Raw genomic sequence first — 16,351 nt, 5'->3', positions numbered from 1 at the left:
CCGTGCCGGTGGCGCACATCTGGTTCTTCAAGACGCTGCCGAGCCCGATGGCGAACCTGCTCGACATCACGCTCCGCAACCTGGAGCGGGTGATCTACTACACCAACTACGTGGTGATCGACCCGGGCCAGCAGGACGTCGAGGAGAAGCAGCTGCTGGACGAGGACGAGTACCTGGCGCTGCGGCAGAAGGCGCGCGAGGCGGGCGACCCCGCGTTCCGGGCGGACATCGGCGCGCCGGCGCTGCGCCACCTGCTCGAGCGGCTCGACGTGGACAAGCTGTCGGAGCGGCTCCGCAGCGAGGTCGGCGGCGAGACCAGCCAGCACCGCAAGAAGCAGTTGCTGAAGCGGCTCAAGGTGGTGGACGCGTTCCGCAACTCGGGCGAGAGCGGCGACGTCCGCAACAACCCGGCGTGGATGATCCTCGACGTGATCCCGGTGATCCCGCCCGACCTGCGGCCGCTGGTGCCGCTGGACGGCGGGCGGTTCGCGACCAGCGACCTCAACGACCTGTACCGGCGGGTGATCAACCGCAACAACCGGCTCCAGAAGCTGATGCAGCACCGCGCGCCGGAAGTGATCCTGCGCAACGAGAAGCGGATGCTGCAGGAGGCGGTGGATGCGCTGTTCGACAACGGGCGCCGCAGCAAGGCGATCCGGGGCCGCGGCAAGCGGCCGCTCAAGTCGCTGTCCGACATGCTGAAGGGCAAGCAGGGGCGGTTCCGCCAGAACCTGCTGGGCAAGCGCGTGGACTACTCGGGCCGCTCGGTGATCGTGGTGGGCCCGGAGCTGCGGCTGCACCAGTGCGGCCTGCCCAAGACGATGGCGGTCGAGCTGTTCAAGCCGTTCATCATCCACAAGCTGGTGGACAAGGGGATCGCGGAGACCGTCAAGCGCGCCAAGAAGATCGTGGAGCGCGAGAGCCCGGAGGTGTACGAGATCCTGGAGGAGATCATCCAGGACCACCCGGTGCTGCTGAACCGCGCCCCGACCCTGCACCGCCTGGGCATCCAGGGCTTCGAGCCGGTGCTGGTGGAGGGGAAGGCCATCCGCATCCACCCGCTGGTGTGCGCGGCGTTCAACGCCGACTTCGACGGCGACCAGATGGCGGTGCACGTGCCGCTGTCGTTCGAGGCGCAGCTGGAGTCGCGGCTGCTGATGATCTCGAGCAACAACATCCTGAAGCCGTCCGACGGCCGGCCGGTGGCCGAGCCGAGCCAGGACATGGTGCTGGGCTGCTACTTCCTGACCAAGGAGCCGGCGGACTTCGCCGAGAAGATCAAGGCGGGCGCGCCCAGCTACGGCGACATGGCCGAGGTGGAGACGGCGCTGCTGCACCAGCGGGTGCGCCACCACACGGCGATCCGGTTCTGGTGGGTCGACGTGCAGGGCCGCGGCCGGTGGGTGGAGACCACGGTCGGACGGGTGCTGTTCAACGCGATCCTGCCGCGGGAGCTGCAGTTCAAGAACGAGACCATGCGGAAGAAGAACCTCTCCGACCTGGTCTTCCAGAGCTACCGCGAGCTGGGGCTGGCGCCCACGGTGGAGTTCCTCGACCGGTTGAAGTCGGCCGGGTTCGGGTTCGCGACGCTGGGCGGGATCTCGATCGGCATCGAGGACCTGCAGATCCCGGAGGCCAAGGCGCGGCTGCTGACGGCCGCCGAGGAGCGCATCCAGCGCTTCCAGAAGGCGTATCAGAGCGGCTCGATCACCAACGGCGAACGCTACAACCGGGTGATCGACGCCTGGACCCACGCCAACAACGACATCGCCGACGAGATGGTGCGCGGGATGGGCGGGGCGAAGGGCGGGTTCAACCCGGTGTTCATGATGTTCGACTCCGGCTCCCGCGGCTCGCGCGACCAGATCCGGCAGCTGGCCGGGATGCGCGGGCTGATGGCCAAGCCGCAGAAGAAGCTCACCGGCGGCATCGGCGAGATCATCGAGAGCCCGATCCGCTCGAACTTCCGCGAGGGGCTGTCGGTGCTCGAGTACTTCATCTCGACCCACGGCGCGCGGAAGGGCCTGGCCGACACCGCGCTCAAGACGGCCGACGCCGGCTACCTCACCCGGCGGCTGGTGGACGTGGCGCAGGACGTCACCATCAGCGAGGAGGACTGCGGCACCGTGCTGGGGCTCGAGGTCCAGGCCCTGAAGGAGGGCGAGGACATCGTCGAGCCGCTGTCGGAGCGCATCGTGGGCTGCGTGGCGGCCGACGACATCTTCGACCCGCACGAGCTGGACGACCACGGCGACCCGAAGGTGCTGGTCGCGGCCGGCGGGCTGATCGACGAGCAGACCGCGCAGGCCATCGAGGACGCCGGCATCGAGGACGTGCGCATCCGCTCGGTCCTGACCTGCGAGTCGAAGCGCGGGCTGTGCCGGATGTGCTACGGGCGCAACCTCGCCACCATGGACATGGTGGACATCGGCGAGGCGGTCGGCATCCTGGCCGCCCAGTCCATCGGCGAGCCGGGCACCCAGCTGACGCTGCGGACCTTCCACATCGGCGGCACCGCGGCGCGCATCGCCGAGGTGACGGCCCGCAAGAGCAAGCTCGAGGGGACCGTGGAGTACGGCGACCGGCTCCAGTTCGTGGAGGCGGGCGACGGGCGGCGCATCGTCACCAAGCACGACGGCGAGCTGGTGCTGACCGACGACGACGGACGGGTCCGGTCGCGCTTCCAGGTGCCGCTGGGCGCGACGCTGTCGGTCGGCGACGGGGACGAGGTGAAGCGCGACGCGCTGCTGTTCACCTGGGACCCGTACACCACGCCGATCATCAGCGACCTGGCGGGGACCGTGCGGTTCCGCGACATCGTCGACGACGAGACGATCCGCGAGGAGTTCGACGAGCTCACCGGGCTCCGGCAGCGGGTGATCATCGAGGACCGCGAGAAGAAGCTCCACCCGCACATCGAGATCGTGCAGGCCAAGGGCGGCAAGGAGCGCAAGGTCCGCGACTTCGTCGTCCCCGAGGGCGCGCAGCTCCTGGTGGACGACGGCGAGGAGGCGGCGGCCGGCCAGACGCTGGCCAAGATCAGCCGCGAGGCGTACAAGACGCGCGACATCACCGGCGGCCTCCCGCGGGTGGCGGAGCTGTTCGAGGCGCGGCGGCCCAAGGACCCGGCCACCATCTCGGAGATCGACGGCGTGGTGCGGTTCGGGGAGATCAAGCGCGGCAAGCGCGAGATCTACGTGCACCACGTCCGCACCCTGAAGGACGGCACCGTGGTCAGCGACGAGTCGGCGGAGCCGCTGCTGTACGAGGTGCCGGCCGGCAAGCACTTGCGCGTCCACGAGGGCGACCGGGTGCGGGCGGGCGACCGCCTCACCGAGGGCCCGGTGAACCCGCACGACATCCTGCAGATCAAGGGCCCGCGGGCGGTGCAGGAGTACCTGCTCAACGAGGTGCAGGAGGTCTACCGCCTCCAGGGCGTGAAGATCAACGACAAGCACATCGGCGTGATCGTGAAGCAGATGCTGCAGAAGGTGCGCATCCAGGATCCCGGCGACACCGAGTTCCTCGAGGGCGAGCACGTGGACAAGGTCGTGTTCCGCGAGGAGAACACCCGGGTGACCCGCAAGGGCGGCAAGCCCGCCTCGGCGGAGCCGCTGCTCCTCGGCATCACCAAGGCGAGCCTCACGACCCAGTCGTTCATCTCGGCCGCCAGCTTCCAGGAGACGACCCGCGTGCTGACCGACGCGGCGATCCGCGGCGCCCGCGACGACCTGCTCGGGCTCAAGGAGAACATCATCATCGGGCACCTGATCCCCGCGGGCACCGGCATCTACCGCTACCACGAGATCGACGTGGAGCCGCCGGAGGGCTTCGAGCCGCCGCCGCCGGCCGAGCCGGTGGCCGTGGCCGCGGCGCCGGAGCTGGCGGGGCTGACCAGCGAGGAGTAGCAGCAGGCCGGCGGCTGACGCGCCCGGGGAGCCATCCCCGGGCGCGCGGCTTTTCAGGCCGGCGCCGGCGCGGGCGCGAGGGGGGGATGCCGCTCGGAGCGGTGGTGCCCGCGCTGGCGGGGCTCGAGGCCTTCGGGCTGGTGACCGTGGCGGCCGTCGCAGTCGTCCGCCGCCCACGGAAGGTCAGCCGCCGCCTGCTCGGCGCGTGTGATGGCGGTGGTGGTCCTGTTCATGAGGGTCGCGCCGCCTCCCTGAGCTCGCCGATCAGCTCCTGCAGGTGCTCCCACCGGGTCAGGTAGCTGATCACCATCACCCGGATCGCCCGCCGGCCCACGGTCGTGGTCGGGGAGATCCACCAGCGCCGCTTGGCCAGGACCCGCCGCACGATCTCGTCCTGCAGGCCGTCCATCTCCGAACCACTCCGCGACTTGGCGTCTCGCAACTTCCCCGTCCACCGCACCGCTGCGATCGCCGTATCGACCGGCGTCACGGCCTCCCAGTCGCCGTCGCGCGTCAGCTCGGCGACGAACCGCTCGGTCAACGCGACCTGCGCCTCGGCCATCCGGCCGTACGCCCGCCGGCCGACCAGCTTCATCGCCATCCACAGCTTCAGGGCGCTGAACGGGCGTGAACCGGCGAGGCCGTGGTCGCGGAACTCGATCGCGTCGTCGGTCTCGGGGATGTACACGGCGTCGGACCAGAAGGCGCGCCGCCCCGCCTCGCCGTCCCGGGTCAGGATCGCCCCGCACGGGTAGGGCATGTACCACCACTTGTGCGGGTCCATCGTGATCGAGTCGGCCCGCTCGATCCCGCTGAAGCGCGGGCGCAGCGCGTCGCTCATCAGGCCGCCGGCGGCGTACGCCGCGTCCACGTGGTACCACAGGCCGAGGTCGCGCGCCGCGTCGGCGATGCCGTCCAGCGGGTCGATCACGCCGTTGCTCGTGACGCCCGCGATGCCCACGACGCAGAACGGGTCGAGCCCCGCCGCGCGGTCGTCCGCCACCATCCGGCGGAGCGCGCCGAGGTCCAGGCGCGCGTGGCGGTCCACCGGCACGGAGCGCAGGCCCGCGGCGCTGCCCAGGCCCAGGATGTTCGCGCTCTTCGCGATGGAGAAGTGCGCCTCGGCGGAGGCGTAGAGCACCGGGCGCTGCGCGAGCCCCCACACGCCGCGGGTCGTGGTCCCGGGGAACTTCGCCGCCAGCGCCACCTTGAGCCCGGTGGTGTTGGCCAGTGACCCGCCGGTCGTCAGACTGCCGAACGCGCCCGCCGGGTAGCCGGCCAGCTCGCACAGCCAGCGGACGACGATCCGCTCGATGCCCGTGGCCGCTGGGCTGTGATGCCAGGCGCCGACGTTCTGGTTGAGCGCCGCCGCCATCGCCTCCGCGAACACCGCGATCGGCAGGGGCGTCGGGTTCATCAGGCCGAAGTAGCGCGGGCTCGGCAGGTGGAAGCTGGCGGGAACGACCTCGCGCTCGAACCGCTCGAACAGCGCGCGCCACGGCGTCGGCAGCTCCGGCAGCGGCTCGGCGAACCGCGCGAAGGACTGCGCCGGCGTGACGTCGGGGATGACGGGCAGCTGCCGCAGGTCGCCGAAGTGCCGGGCGACCCAGTCCGCGGCGGCTTCGCCGAGGGCGCGGACGTCGTCGGGCTCGGGGTCGAACGGATCGGCTGCGGGAGGCGGGCCGGGCGGCGTCATGGCCAGGGCAAGCTAGTGACGGCGGGCGCGCCGGGGCAGTCCCGCGCACCGGGCGCCGCCGCGCCCGAGCGGGCCGCCGCGGCTCGCGGCGCCTAGGGGCGCACGCCTGCGGCCACGCCGAAGTCGAACGTCACGTCCACCGAGGCGCTGACCGGGCATCCACCGAGGCTGGCCGGAAGGTAGTGCGACTCGCTCAGCACGTCGCGCGCGGCCTCGGCGAACGTCAGGTAGACGACCAGCGCCTGGCCCGACGGCTTCGGGCGGTTCTCGGGCCATACGTAGCGGATGCTCGCCGGCTCCGGACGTCCGCGCGCGTTGATGGTCGCGCGCAGCACCACGTGCCCCTCGATGTCCGCGTCGCGCAGCTCCGGCGGGTAGTGCACCGGCGGATGCGCCAGCAGCTCCGGATGCGCCTCGGCGGGGAACCGCAGCGTGAACACGGGGAAGCCGGCTCCGATCGCCCGGGTGTACGAGGGCGCCGCGGACCGTGCCAGCGCGAGCCGCATCTCGAGCGACTCCCGCGGCGCCTCGTGCGGCCAGGCGACCATCTCGCGGTTCGCGACGACCGAATCCAGCGCCCGCGCCAGCAGCCGCGTCGGGACCGTGTCCGGGAACGGCATCGGCAGCAGCTCATGCCAGGTCGCGTTTCCGTCTCGACGAGCCCTCACGGCGAGGTTGCCACCGATCCGGCTCCGCCACGTGACCACTGGTTCTCCGGACGGCAGGGAGTCGAGCCGTCCGCCGAGCAGGCGCCGGAGCCGGTAGGCCGTGCGCTGGGCCAGCAGGTCCGCCTGGACCAGCAGGGTTCGGGCGCCGGTGTCGACGAGGAACGCGTGCAGGTACACCGTGTCGAGCACCGTGAGGAGGCTGTCGGGCAGGTTCGCGAGGCACGGCCCCTGGGGCGCGTCGTTCTGGTCCGGCGGCGGCCCCTCGACGAACGCGATGGCGGGCCCCGGTGCCGGCCCGGCGGCAGGTCGGGCGGCGGTTCCGGCGGCACACGCGGCGAGCAGCGCGGCGGCCAGGGGCAGGAGCGCGGCCCGCCGGGGCGCGGGCGAGCGGAGCGGCAGGCGGATCGTCATGGCACCCGCACGTTGGTGCCCGGGCGTCAGGGCGGCGTCAGCGCGCGGCTGGAGGCGATCCGCAGCGGCCGGCCCGAGCACGTCGGTCAGGCCGCCCGCAGCCACAGCCAGCCGGCCGCGAGGGCGAGGGTGAGCAGCGTGACGGGGACGCCGACGCGTGCGTGTTGTCTCCAGCCGATCGGCACCCCGAGCCTGCCGGCCTGGTCCACGACGATGATGTTCGCGATGCTCCCCACGATCAGCAGGTTGCCGGCCAGCGTGCTCGCCAGCGCCAGGATCGGACCCGCCTGCGCGTGGCCCCGGGCGGCGGGCAGCAGCAGCATGACCGCCGGCACGTTCGACACCAGGTTGGAGAGGACGACCGTGACGCCGAACAGCCACGCGGGCCGGGCCACGTCCACGCCCGACGAGCGCAGGGCGTCGAGGCCGCGCTCCAGCATGCCGGAGCCGAGCAGTGCCTGGTTCACGACGAACAGCCCGACGAACAGGACCAGCAGGTGCCAGTCCACCTGGCCGAGGATGTCGCGCGAGGCCATCCGGCGGCTCAGCAGCAGGAGGCCCGCCGCAGTGAGCGCCGCGGCCTCGCGGGGGATGGGCGCGAACAGGAACACCAGGACGAGGGCGCCCAGGACCGCGAGGCCCTTGGCCGTCTGCCAGCGGTCGAAGGCGAGGTCGCGCTGCTCGGTCCGGGTGAGCCGCGCCGGGCGCGACCATTGCCCGCGGTACCGCCAGGCGATGACGGCCCAGGCCACGCCGAGGCCGAGCACGGCCGGTACGAGCGCGTCCAGCAGGTAGCCGCGGAACGAGAGGCCCAGCGTCTGTCCGATCAGCATGTTCTGCGGGTTGCCGATCAGGGTCGCCGCCGAGCCGACGTTCGCCGCCGCCGCGAGCGCGAGCAGGAAGGGCACCGGATCGAGGCCGCGCCGCGCGCAGCCCGTGGCCAGAACCGGCGCCATCGCCAGGCATACGACGTCGTTGGCGAGGAGGGCGGAGAGCAGGCCGGCGACCGCGACCACCAGCCCCAGCAGCATGGCGGGCGCGGCGTCGTATTCGGCCAGCCACAGGCTCACGCGGGCGTAGAACCCGCCCAGCCGGAACTGCGCCGACACCACCATCAGGCCAAGGAGGAGCGCCAGGGTCGGGACATCCACGGCGTTCCAGGCCTGGCCGACGGTGAACCGGCCGGCGGCGACGAGGGCGATGGCCCCGAGCAGGGCCACGCCCGCCCGGTCGAGGGCGAGGCCGGGGATCTCCCCCAGCAGCATCCCGGCGTATACCGCGGCGAAGACGATCAGGACGGCCGTATCCACCCCGGACAAGATACCCGGGGGCCGGGCGGCGCCCCTATCTGGCGCCTGGCGCGCCGCCTCGGTATTCGTATTGTGATACGGAGACCTGCCATCGGCCGGGAGGCCGCTCAAGCTCGGGAGATCGAATGCGCGACCGATTCGTGAGGGGAGCGCTGGCGCTGGCCGTGGTGGTGCCGGCCCTGGCGGCAGCCCAGCAGCCGGCGGCGCCGCTCGGGCCGCACCGCGAGGGAACCTGGGAGATCAGCGTCGGCGTCGGCGCCACCTACCTGGACAACCAGATCACCTGCTGTCTGGCGGGGCTCGCCGGGGCGGGCAAGGTCGCGCCCGGCGGCGTCCTTCGGGTCGGCTACAATCTCAGCAACATGTGGAACCTGAGCATCGGCACCGGCGTTTCGTACAGCAGCCCTGCGACCATCCTCCAGCCCATCGCGGCGATCACCTGGACGCCGAACCTCGACGCCGCCACCAGCCCGTTCCTGACGCTGGGCGCCGGGGTGACGAGCGTGCTGTGGAGCACGAGCGGGGCGGCGGGCGGGCACTGGCGCTTCACCGGCAAGTACGGCGTCCACCTGGGCGCCGGGCTTCGCCGGATGATCGGCGAGCGGATGGCGCTGCGCCTCGAAGTCCGGGAGCAGGTCGAGCACGACTCCTCGCCGGCGTTCCCCGTCTTCACCGGCACCGGCACGGTCGGCTTCTCGTGGTTCCTCGGGGGCGGGTCCTCGCTGAAGGACAGTGACGGCGACGGCGTGCCCGACCGGGCGGACCGCTGTCCCGACACGCCGCACGGCGCGGTGGTGGACGCGCGGGGCTGTCCGATTGACCGCGATCACGACGGGGTGCCCGACGGCATCGACAAGTGTCCCAACACGCCCTCCGGCGTCGCGGTGGACGCCATGGGCTGCCCGGTGGACAGCGACAACGACGGCGTGCCGGACTATCTGGACAAGTGCCCGAACACGCCGGCCGGGGTGGCGGTCTTCCCGAGCGGCGAGCGGGCCGGCTGCGCGAGGGACAGCGACGGCGACGGCGTGCCGGACAACCTCGATCGGTGCCCGAACACGCCGGCGGGCGTCACGGTGTATCCGAGCGGCGAGCGGGCCGGCTGTCCGGTGGACAGCGACGGCGACGGCGTGCCCGACTACCTCGACCGGTGTCCCAACACGCCGCCCAACGCGCGCCCCGTGGACGCGAACGGCTGCCCGAAGGACTCGGACCACGACGGGGTGCCCGACTACCTCGACCGGTGTCCCAACACACCGCCCAACACCCCGGTGGATCCCACCGGATGCCCGGTGGCGGCCCCGAGGGGCGCGCCGGCGCCGCGAGGGGTGGACACGACGGGGGCGGCTCCGCTTCCGGCGGTCAACGCGACGATGGTGCTGCGGGGCGTCAACTTCCGGCCCAACAGCGTGGCGCTGACGCCTGCCGCCCGGGCGGCGCTCCGCCAGGTCGCCAACGCGATCAGGGCTGTTCCGGGCTCGCGCTGGCAGCTGTCGGGCTACACCAGCGCCATGGGGAATGCGGCGCGCAACCGGCGGCTGTCCCAGCAGCGCGCGGAGGCCGTGCAGCTGTACCTGACGAGCCTGGGTGTCCCGGCCAGCAGTCTCACGGCGGTCGGGTACGGGTCGCAGCATCCCATCGCCACCAACCGGACCCGTGCGGGGCGGCTGCAGAACATGCGGGTCGAGATCAAGCGGCTGCGCTAGCCCGCCGCCGGTCTCGTTGAAGCCGAGCCCCGTCCCGGTCGTCCGGGGCGGGGCTCGGTGCGTGCGGGGGAGGGGAGCGCGCCCGCGACCGCTCCCTTGACCCCTTTTGGCGTCCCCGCTACCTTTTCATGTCTGCGGCCGAAGTGGGCCGCCCGTTTATTCTTGTGCTGTGTGCTGGGGGCTATGCCGACGATCAATCAGCTGGTCCGGGCGGGCCGGCGATCGGTGGAATCCAAGGAGAAGGCGCCTGCGCTCCGGGGGAACCCGCAGAAGCGCGGGGTGTGCACGCGAGTGTACACCACCACGCCGAAGAAGCCGAACTCCGCGCTCCGCAAGGTCGCCCGCGTCCGACTCACCAACGGGTTCGAAGTCACGGCCTACATCCCCGGCGAAGGCCACAATCTGCAGGAGCACTCGATCGTCCTGATCCGGGGCGGCCGGGTGAAGGACCTGCCGGGGGTGCGCTACCACATCATCCGGGGCACGCTGGACGCCGCGGGGGTGGGCGAGCGCAAGAAGAGCCGCTCGAAGTACGGGGCGAAGGCGCCCAAGGCGGCCAAGTGAGCCGGCGGCCGCGGACGGTGCGGCGCGCGGTCCCGGCGGACCCGCGCTACGACAGCCAGACGGTGTCGAAGTTCATCTGCAACCTGATGCGGCGGGGCAAGAAGTCGGTGGCCGAGTCGATCTTCTACTCGGCGATGGACCTGATCGAGCAGCGCACCGGGCAGCCCGGCGTCAACGTGTTCAAGCAGGCGCTGAGCAACGCCAAGCCGGTGGTCGAGGTGAAGAGCCGGCGGGTCGGCGGCGCGACGTACCAGGTCCCGGTGGAGGTGCGGCCCGAGCGGCGCACCGCCCTGGCGATGCGGTGGCTGATCGACTATAGCCGCTCGCGGGGGGAGAAGACGATGTCCGACCGGCTGGCCAACGAGCTGGTGTCGGCGTCGAAGGGCGAGGGCAACACGATCAAGAAGAAGGAAGACACCCACCGGATGGCCGAAGCGAACAAGGCGTTCGCCCATTACCGGTGGTAAACCCTTAGCGCGAACAAGATAGGGTCGCTGCTTAAGCGGCCCCCGTCCGGAACGTTCGGACGACGGCGGAGCGAGACCTGCGCTCGATGCGCGAACGGTCGCCCCGCGTTTTTCTTGACTGGACGTCGGGAGTCTATGGCACGGAACACACCACTCGAGCGCGTGCGGAACATCGGCATCATGGCGCACATCGATGCCGGGAAGACGACCACGACCGAGCGCATCCTCTACTACACGGGCCGCACCTACAAGCTGGGTGAGGTGGACGACGGTACGGCCACGATGGACTGGATGGAGCAGGAGCAGGAGCGGGGCATCACGATCACGTCGGCCGCGACCACCACCGAGTGGAAGCGGGACGGGCAGCTGTACCAGGTGAACATCATCGACACGCCCGGCCACGTGGATTTCACGATCGAGGTCGAGCGCTCGCTGCGGGTGCTGGACGGCGCCATCGCGGTGTTCTGCGCGGTGGGCGGCGTGGAGCCCCAGTCCGAGACGGTGTGGCGCCAGGCCGACAAGTACGCGGTGCCGCGCATCGCCTTCGTCAACAAGATGGACCGCACCGGCGCGGACTTCGACAACGTGGTGGCGGAGATCCGCCAGAAGCTCGGCGCCCGGGCGTTCCCCGTGCAGATCCCGCTCGGCGCGGGCGACCTGTTCACCGGCGTGGTGGACGTGGTGCGGCGGGTCGAGATCATCTACGACGAGAAGTCGCTCGGCCAGCAGTTCGTCGAGGGCCCGGTGCCCGCGTCCATGAAGGAGCGGGTGGAGGCCCTGCGCCACGAGCTGATCGAGGCGGCCGTCGAGTCGGACGACGAGCTGCTGGAGAAGTACCTCGGCGCGCACGACCTGTCGGACGCCGACGTGCGGCGCGCCATCCGGAAGGCGACGATCGGCCACGGGCTGGTGCCGATCTTCTGCGGCGCCGCCGCCAAGAACAAGGGCGTGCAGCCGCTGCTGGACGGGATGGTGGACTACCTGCCCAGCCCGGCGGACATCAAGCCCGTCGAGGGGCACCTCCAGTACCACAGCGAGTCGCACGCCTGCCGCGAGGCGAAGGACGACGCGCCGTTCGCGGCGCTGGCGTTCAAGATCATGACCGACCCGTTCGTCGGGAAGCTGACGTTCATCCGCGTGTACTCCGGCGTGCTGGACTCCGGCTCCTACATCTACAACCCGGTGCGGGACCGCAAGGAGCGGGTGGCCCGGCTGCTCCAGATGCACGCCAACAAGCGCGAGGAGATCGAGGAAGTGCGCGCCGGCGACATCGCCGCGGTCATCGGGCTGCGGGACACCAAGACCGGCGACACGCTGTGCGACGCGGAGGACGCGATCATCCTCGAGGCGATGCGGTTCCCCGAGCCGGTGATCGACGTCGCGATCGAGCCCAAGACCAAGGCCGACCAGGACAAGCTGGGCACCGCGCTGCAGAAGCTGGCCGAGGAGGACCCCTCCTTCCGGGTCCACGTGGACCACGAGACGGGGCAGACGATCATCTCGGGCATGGGCGAGCTGCACCTCGAGATCATCGTCGACCGGATGAAGCGCGAGTTCAAGGTGGACGCCAACGTGGGCCGGCCGCAGGTGGCCTACCGCGAGACGATCCGCAACCGCGTGACCGACATCGAGGGCCGGTTCGTCCGGCAGACGGGCGGCCACGGCCAGTACGGCCACGTGGTCATCAACCTCGAGCCGTCGGAGAAGGGCGCGGGGTTCGTGTTCGAGGACAAGATCGTCGGCGGCGTCATCCCCAAGGAGTTCATCCGGCCGGTGGAGGCGGGCATCACCGAGGCGCTCGAGAACGGGGTGCTGGCGGGCTACCCGGTGGTGGACGTGAAGGTGGAGCTGGTGGACGGCTCGTATCACGACGTGGACTCGAGCGAGATGGCGTTCAAGATCGCGGGCTCCATGGCGTTCAAGGAGGCGGCGCGCCTGGCCAAGCCCGTGCTGCTCGAGCCGGTGATGGACGTGGAGGTCGTGGTGCCCGGCGAGTACCTGGGCGACGTGATGGGCGACCTCAGCAGCCGCCGCGGCCGCATCGGGGGGATGACGCAGCGCGCCGACGCGCACGTCATCGGAGCCTCGGTGCCGCTGGCGGAGATGTTCGGGTACTCGACCACCCTGCGCTCGATGAGCCAGGGGCGGGCGGTGTACTCGATGCAGTTCTCGCACTACGAGGAAGTCCCGAAGTCGAAGGCGGACGAAATCATCACCAAGATGAAGGGTTAACGACCATGGCCAAGGCGAAGTTCGAGCGGACCAAGCCGCACGTGAACGTGGGCACGATCGGACACGTGGACCACGGGAAGACCACTCTCACCGCGGCCATCACCAAGGTGGCCGAGATGCAGGGGCTGGCCAAGTACGTGTCGTACGACGAGGTCGCCAAGGCCTCGGAGTCGCAGGGCCGGCGCGACGCCACCAAGATCCTCACCATCGCCACCAGCCACGTGGAGTACAGCACCGCCAAGCGGCACTACGCGCACGTGGACTGCCCGGGCCACGCCGACTACGTCAAGAACATGATCACCGGCGCGGCGCAGATGGACGGGGCGATCCTGGTGGTGAGCGCGGTCGACGGCCCGATGCCGCAGACCCGCGAGCACATCCTGCTGGCGCGCCAGGTGAACGTGCCCGCCATCGTGGTCTTCCTGAACAAGGTGGACCTGGTGGACGACCCCGAGCTGCTGGACCTGGTGGAGCTCGAGGTGCGCGAGCTGTTGAGCAAGTACGAGTTCCCGGGCGACACGCTCCCGGTGATCCGGGGCAGCGCGCTGAAGGCGCTGTCGGCCAAGGACGTCAACGACCCCGAGGCGAAGCACATCATCGAGCTGATGGACGCGATCGACGCCTCCATCCCCGAGCCGAAGCGCCAGGTGGACAAGCCGTTCCTGATGCCGGTCGAGGACGTGTTCAGCATCACCGGCCGCGGCACGGTGGCCACCGGCCGCGTGGACCGCGGCAAGATCAAGGTGGGCGAGGAGGTCGAGATGGTCGGCCTCGGCGCCACCAAGAAGACCGTGGTCACCGGCGTCGAGATGTTCCGCAAGCTGCTCGACGAGGGGCAGGCGGGCGACAACATCGGCCTGCTGCTGCGGGGCGTGGAGAAGAACGAGATCGAGCGCGGCATGGTGCTCGCCAAGCCCGCCTCGATCACCCCGCACACCAAGTACAACGCCGAAGTCTACGTGCTGACCAAGGAAGAGGGCGGCCGCCACACCCCGTTCTTCAAGGGGTACCGGCCGCAGTTCTACTTCCGGACCACCGACGTGACGGGCTCGGTCGAGCTGCCGGCCGGCGTCGAGATGGTGATGCCGGGCGACAACGTGCAGATGCTGATTCAGCTGATCACGCCGATCGCCATGGAGGAGCAGCTGCGCTTCGCGATTCGCGAGGGCGGCCGCACCGTCGGGGCGGGCGTCGTGACCAAGATCCTGGAGTGACGACGGTGAAAGGCCGCATCCGCATCCGCCTCAAGGCGTTCGATCACGCGGTGATCGACCAGGCCTCGGCGGACATCGTGCGCACCGCGGAGAAGACGGGCGCCCAGGTCTCGGGGCCGATCCCGCTGCCCACCAAGACGCAGCGCTGGACCGTGCTCCGCAGCCCGCACGTGGACAAGAAGAGCCGCGAGCAGTTCGAGCTGAAGACGCACAAGCGGCTGATCGACATCCTGGACTCGCGGCCGCAGACGGTGGATGCGCTCACCAAGCTCGACCTGCCGGCCGGCGTGGACGTGGAGATCAAGGTGGAATAGCGATGGACGCGATCATCGGCCGTAAACTGGGGATGACGCAGCTGTTCGCCGAGGACGGGACCGCGACGCCGGTGACGGTGATCGAGGCGGGGCCCTGCCCGGTCGTGCAGGTGCGGCCCGCGCGCGAGGGCCAGCCGGCGCGCGTGCAGCTCGGCTTCGGCGCCGCCAAGGCGAAGCGCTCGACCAAGGCCGAGCGCGGCCACGCCGCCAAGGCCGGCCTCGACGCCGCGCCCCGGGTGCTGCGCGAGTTTCCCGCGCGCGGCGAGGCGCCCGAGCGCGGGGCCGTGGTCACCGTCGCCGCCTTCGCCGCGGGCGAGCGGGTCAAGGTGACCGGCGTCTCCAAGGGCCGCGGCTTCCAGGGCGTGGTGCACCGCCACCACTTCGGCGGCGGCCCCGCCACCCACGGCAACACCCGCTTCCGCAAGCCGGGCTCGGTCGGCGCCGGCACCGACCCGTCGCGGGTGATCAAGGGCAAGCGGATGCCCGGCCACATGGGCGCCGAGCGGTCCACCGAGATCAACCTGCTGGTGGCCAAGGTGGACGGCGAGAAGAACCTGCTGTACGTGCGCGGCGCCGTCCCCGGGCCGATGCGCGGCATCGTGACGGTGTCGAAGGAGGGCGCGTGAGCGACGCGCCGAACACCCGCCGGCCGGCCGCCGGCGCGGAGGCCGCGCTCGAGGCCCTGGCCTACGCCGCGGACGGCACCCGCCGGCCGCGCGCGGTGCGGCTGCCGGCCGATCCGTTCGACGGCACGGTCCACGCGGCCGCGCTGCACCAGGCGGTGACCACGTTCCTGGCCAACCAGCGGCAGGGCACCGCCCAGACCAAGACCCGCAGCTTCGTCACCGGCGGCAACCAGAAGCCGTGGCGGCAGAAGGGCACCGGGCGGGCGCGGCAGGGCTCCACCCGCTCGCCGCTGTGGCCCGGCGGCGGCACGATCTTCGGCCCGCTCCCCCGCGACTACCGGCGCGGCATCCCGCGCAAGGTGCGCCGGCTGGCGAGGCGCTCGGCGCTGAACGCGCGCGCCCGCGAGGTGGCGATCCACGTCATCGCGCCCCTCCAGTTCGAGGAGCCGAAGACCCGCCGCGTGGCCGAGCTGCTGGGCAAGATGGGCATCGAGGACCGCCGGGTGCTGGTGCTCACCGAGGCGCAGAACCCGAACCTGCTGCTCTCCGCGCGCAACCTCCAGAACGTGGCGGTGATGCGCTACGCCGACGCGTCGGCCTACGACATCCTGCGGGCCGAGGCGCTGGTGATCGAGGAGCCGGCGCTGGGCGCGCTGGAGCCGGGGAGCGAGGCGTCGGCCATCGCGCCGGCACCGCGCGAGAAGCCGCCGAAGCGGACCAAGGCGGAGACCCGGCCGGCCAAGGCCAAGGCCGCGCCGCCGGCCCGGAAGGCGGCGGAGAAGAAGGGCGCGGCCCCGGCGAGGGCGGCCGCGAAGCCGGCGAAGGCCGAGGCGAAGAAGCCGGCGGCCAGGAAGCCGGCGCCGAAGGCGAAGGCGCCCGCGCGCGAGACCAAGAAGGGCAAGTCCGGCAAGAAGCCGGGGAAGAAGGAGTAGGCCATGCCGGCGCTGTATCGCGCGATCGTCAAGCCGCTGGTGACGGAGAAGTCGTCGGCGATGTACGAGAACCGGAAGATCTACACCTTCCGGGTCGACCCCGCCGCCACCAAGCCCGAGATCCGCGACGCGATCGAGCACCTGTTCGCCGTCACGGTGAAGGACGTGCGGACGATGCAGATGCGCGCCAAGGAGCGCCGGGCCGGCGGCCTGGGCCGCGGCCGGACGGGGCGCCGCCCCAAGTGGAAGAAGGCGATCGTCGTCCTGAAGGAGGGCGACGTGATTCCGATCTTCGAGGGCTGA

Annotated in this window: 13 protein-coding genes; 10 read left to right on the top strand and 3 right to left on the bottom strand. The window is 71.2% G+C overall.

All coding sequences use genetic code 11. The annotated features are described in order from the left end of the window. The coding region (rpoC, locus tag VMF70_00850; protein HTT66550.1) for a DNA-directed RNA polymerase subunit beta' at nt 1-3,908 on the top strand (3,908 nt) is incomplete at its 5' end. A 229-nt stretch (nt 3,909-4,137) separates the two neighbouring features. Here the strand turns inward: rpoC and VMF70_00845 are convergent. The 3 genes from VMF70_00845 to VMF70_00835 all read right to left on the bottom strand — a co-directional run bounded on the left by VMF70_00845 (nt 4,138) and on the right by VMF70_00835 (nt 7,993). Next, entirely contained in the window at nt 4,138-5,604 is a 1,467-nt protein-coding gene (locus VMF70_00845) for an aspartate aminotransferase family protein (GenBank protein HTT66549.1), read from the bottom strand. A 92-nt stretch (nt 5,605-5,696) separates the two neighbouring features. Next, nucleotides 5,697-6,683 carry an energy transducer TonB gene (locus tag VMF70_00840; GenBank protein HTT66548.1) on the bottom strand — a complete coding sequence of 329 codons (987 nt, stop codon included), beginning with the start codon at nt 6,681-6,683 and terminating at the stop codon, nt 5,697-5,699. Between the two features lie 86 nt (nt 6,684-6,769). Further along, nucleotides 6,770-7,993 (bottom strand): SLC13 family permease, encoded by a 1,224-nt coding sequence (locus VMF70_00835; protein ID HTT66547.1) that lies wholly within the window; start codon nt 7,991-7,993, stop codon nt 6,770-6,772. A gap of 125 nt (nt 7,994-8,118) precedes the next feature. Here VMF70_00835 and VMF70_00830 point away from each other — a divergent pair, with 125 nt between their 5' ends. From VMF70_00830 to rplW, 9 genes are all read left to right on the top strand, one after another. Next, nucleotides 8,119-9,699 (top strand): OmpA family protein, encoded by a 1,581-nt coding sequence (locus tag VMF70_00830; protein HTT66546.1) that lies wholly within the window; start codon nt 8,119-8,121, stop codon nt 9,697-9,699. Between the two features lie 183 nt (nt 9,700-9,882). Beyond that, complete coding sequence (gene rpsL / locus VMF70_00825) at nt 9,883-10,263, top strand: 30S ribosomal protein S12 (GenBank protein HTT66545.1); 381 nt, start codon at nt 9,883-9,885, stop codon at nt 10,261-10,263. Next, entirely contained in the window at nt 10,260-10,730 is a 471-nt protein-coding gene (rpsG, locus tag VMF70_00820) for a 30S ribosomal protein S7 (protein ID HTT66544.1), read from the top strand. The genes rpsL and rpsG overlap by 4 nt, the downstream gene beginning before the upstream one ends. 135 nt (nt 10,731-10,865) lie before the next feature. Next, nucleotides 10,866-12,962, top strand: a complete 2,097-nt coding sequence (fusA, locus tag VMF70_00815) for an elongation factor G (protein HTT66543.1) — start codon at nt 10,866-10,868, stop codon at nt 12,960-12,962. A gap of 5 nt (nt 12,963-12,967) precedes the next feature. Next, entirely contained in the window at nt 12,968-14,176 is a 1,209-nt protein-coding gene (gene tuf, locus VMF70_00810; protein HTT66542.1) for an elongation factor Tu, read from the top strand. 5 nt (nt 14,177-14,181) lie between these two features. Then, nucleotides 14,182-14,490 carry a 30S ribosomal protein S10 gene (gene rpsJ / locus VMF70_00805; GenBank protein HTT66541.1) on the top strand — a complete coding sequence of 103 codons (309 nt, stop codon included), beginning with the start codon at nt 14,182-14,184 and terminating at the stop codon, nt 14,488-14,490. Between the two features lie 2 nt (nt 14,491-14,492). Continuing rightward, nucleotides 14,493-15,116 (top strand): 50S ribosomal protein L3, encoded by a 624-nt coding sequence (rplC, locus tag VMF70_00800; GenBank protein ID HTT66540.1) that lies wholly within the window; start codon nt 14,493-14,495, stop codon nt 15,114-15,116. Continuing rightward, nucleotides 15,113-16,048, top strand: a complete 936-nt coding sequence (gene rplD / locus VMF70_00795; protein HTT66539.1) for a 50S ribosomal protein L4 — start codon at nt 15,113-15,115, stop codon at nt 16,046-16,048. The genes rplC and rplD overlap by 4 nt, the downstream gene beginning before the upstream one ends. Before the next feature lie 3 nt (nt 16,049-16,051). Then, on the top strand, nt 16,052-16,351 hold the full coding sequence (gene rplW, locus VMF70_00790; protein HTT66538.1) for a 50S ribosomal protein L23: 300 nt from the start codon (nt 16,052-16,054) through the stop codon (nt 16,349-16,351).

The sequence above is a fragment of the Gemmatimonadales bacterium genome, assembly GCA_035502185.1.
Classification (GTDB): Bacteria; Gemmatimonadota; Gemmatimonadetes; order Gemmatimonadales; family JACORV01; genus Fen-1245.
The sequence above is the reverse complement of the archived record's forward strand: the minus strand, read 5'-3'. Positions and strand labels throughout refer to the sequence as shown.

Excerpts from the sequence above, each read along its gene's own strand:
- rplW (HTT66538.1), top strand. The coding sequence starts at position 16,052 with ATGCCGGCGCTGTATCGCGCGATCGTCAAGCCGCTGGTGACGGAGAAG.
- VMF70_00845 (HTT66549.1), bottom strand. The coding sequence starts at position 5,604 with ATGACGCCGCCCGGCCCGCCTCCCGCAGCCGATCCGTTCGACCCCGAG.
- VMF70_00840 (HTT66548.1), bottom strand. The coding sequence starts at position 6,683 with ATGACGATCCGCCTGCCGCTCCGCTCGCCCGCGCCCCGGCGGGCCGCG.
- VMF70_00830 (HTT66546.1), top strand. The coding sequence starts at position 8,119 with ATGCGCGACCGATTCGTGAGGGGAGCGCTGGCGCTGGCCGTGGTGGTG.
- tuf (HTT66542.1), top strand. The coding sequence starts at position 12,968 with ATGGCCAAGGCGAAGTTCGAGCGGACCAAGCCGCACGTGAACGTGGGC.
- rpsL (HTT66545.1), top strand. The coding sequence starts at position 9,883 with ATGCCGACGATCAATCAGCTGGTCCGGGCGGGCCGGCGATCGGTGGAA.
- rplC (HTT66540.1), top strand. The coding sequence starts at position 14,493 with ATGGACGCGATCATCGGCCGTAAACTGGGGATGACGCAGCTGTTCGCC.
- fusA (HTT66543.1), top strand. The coding sequence starts at position 10,866 with ATGGCACGGAACACACCACTCGAGCGCGTGCGGAACATCGGCATCATG.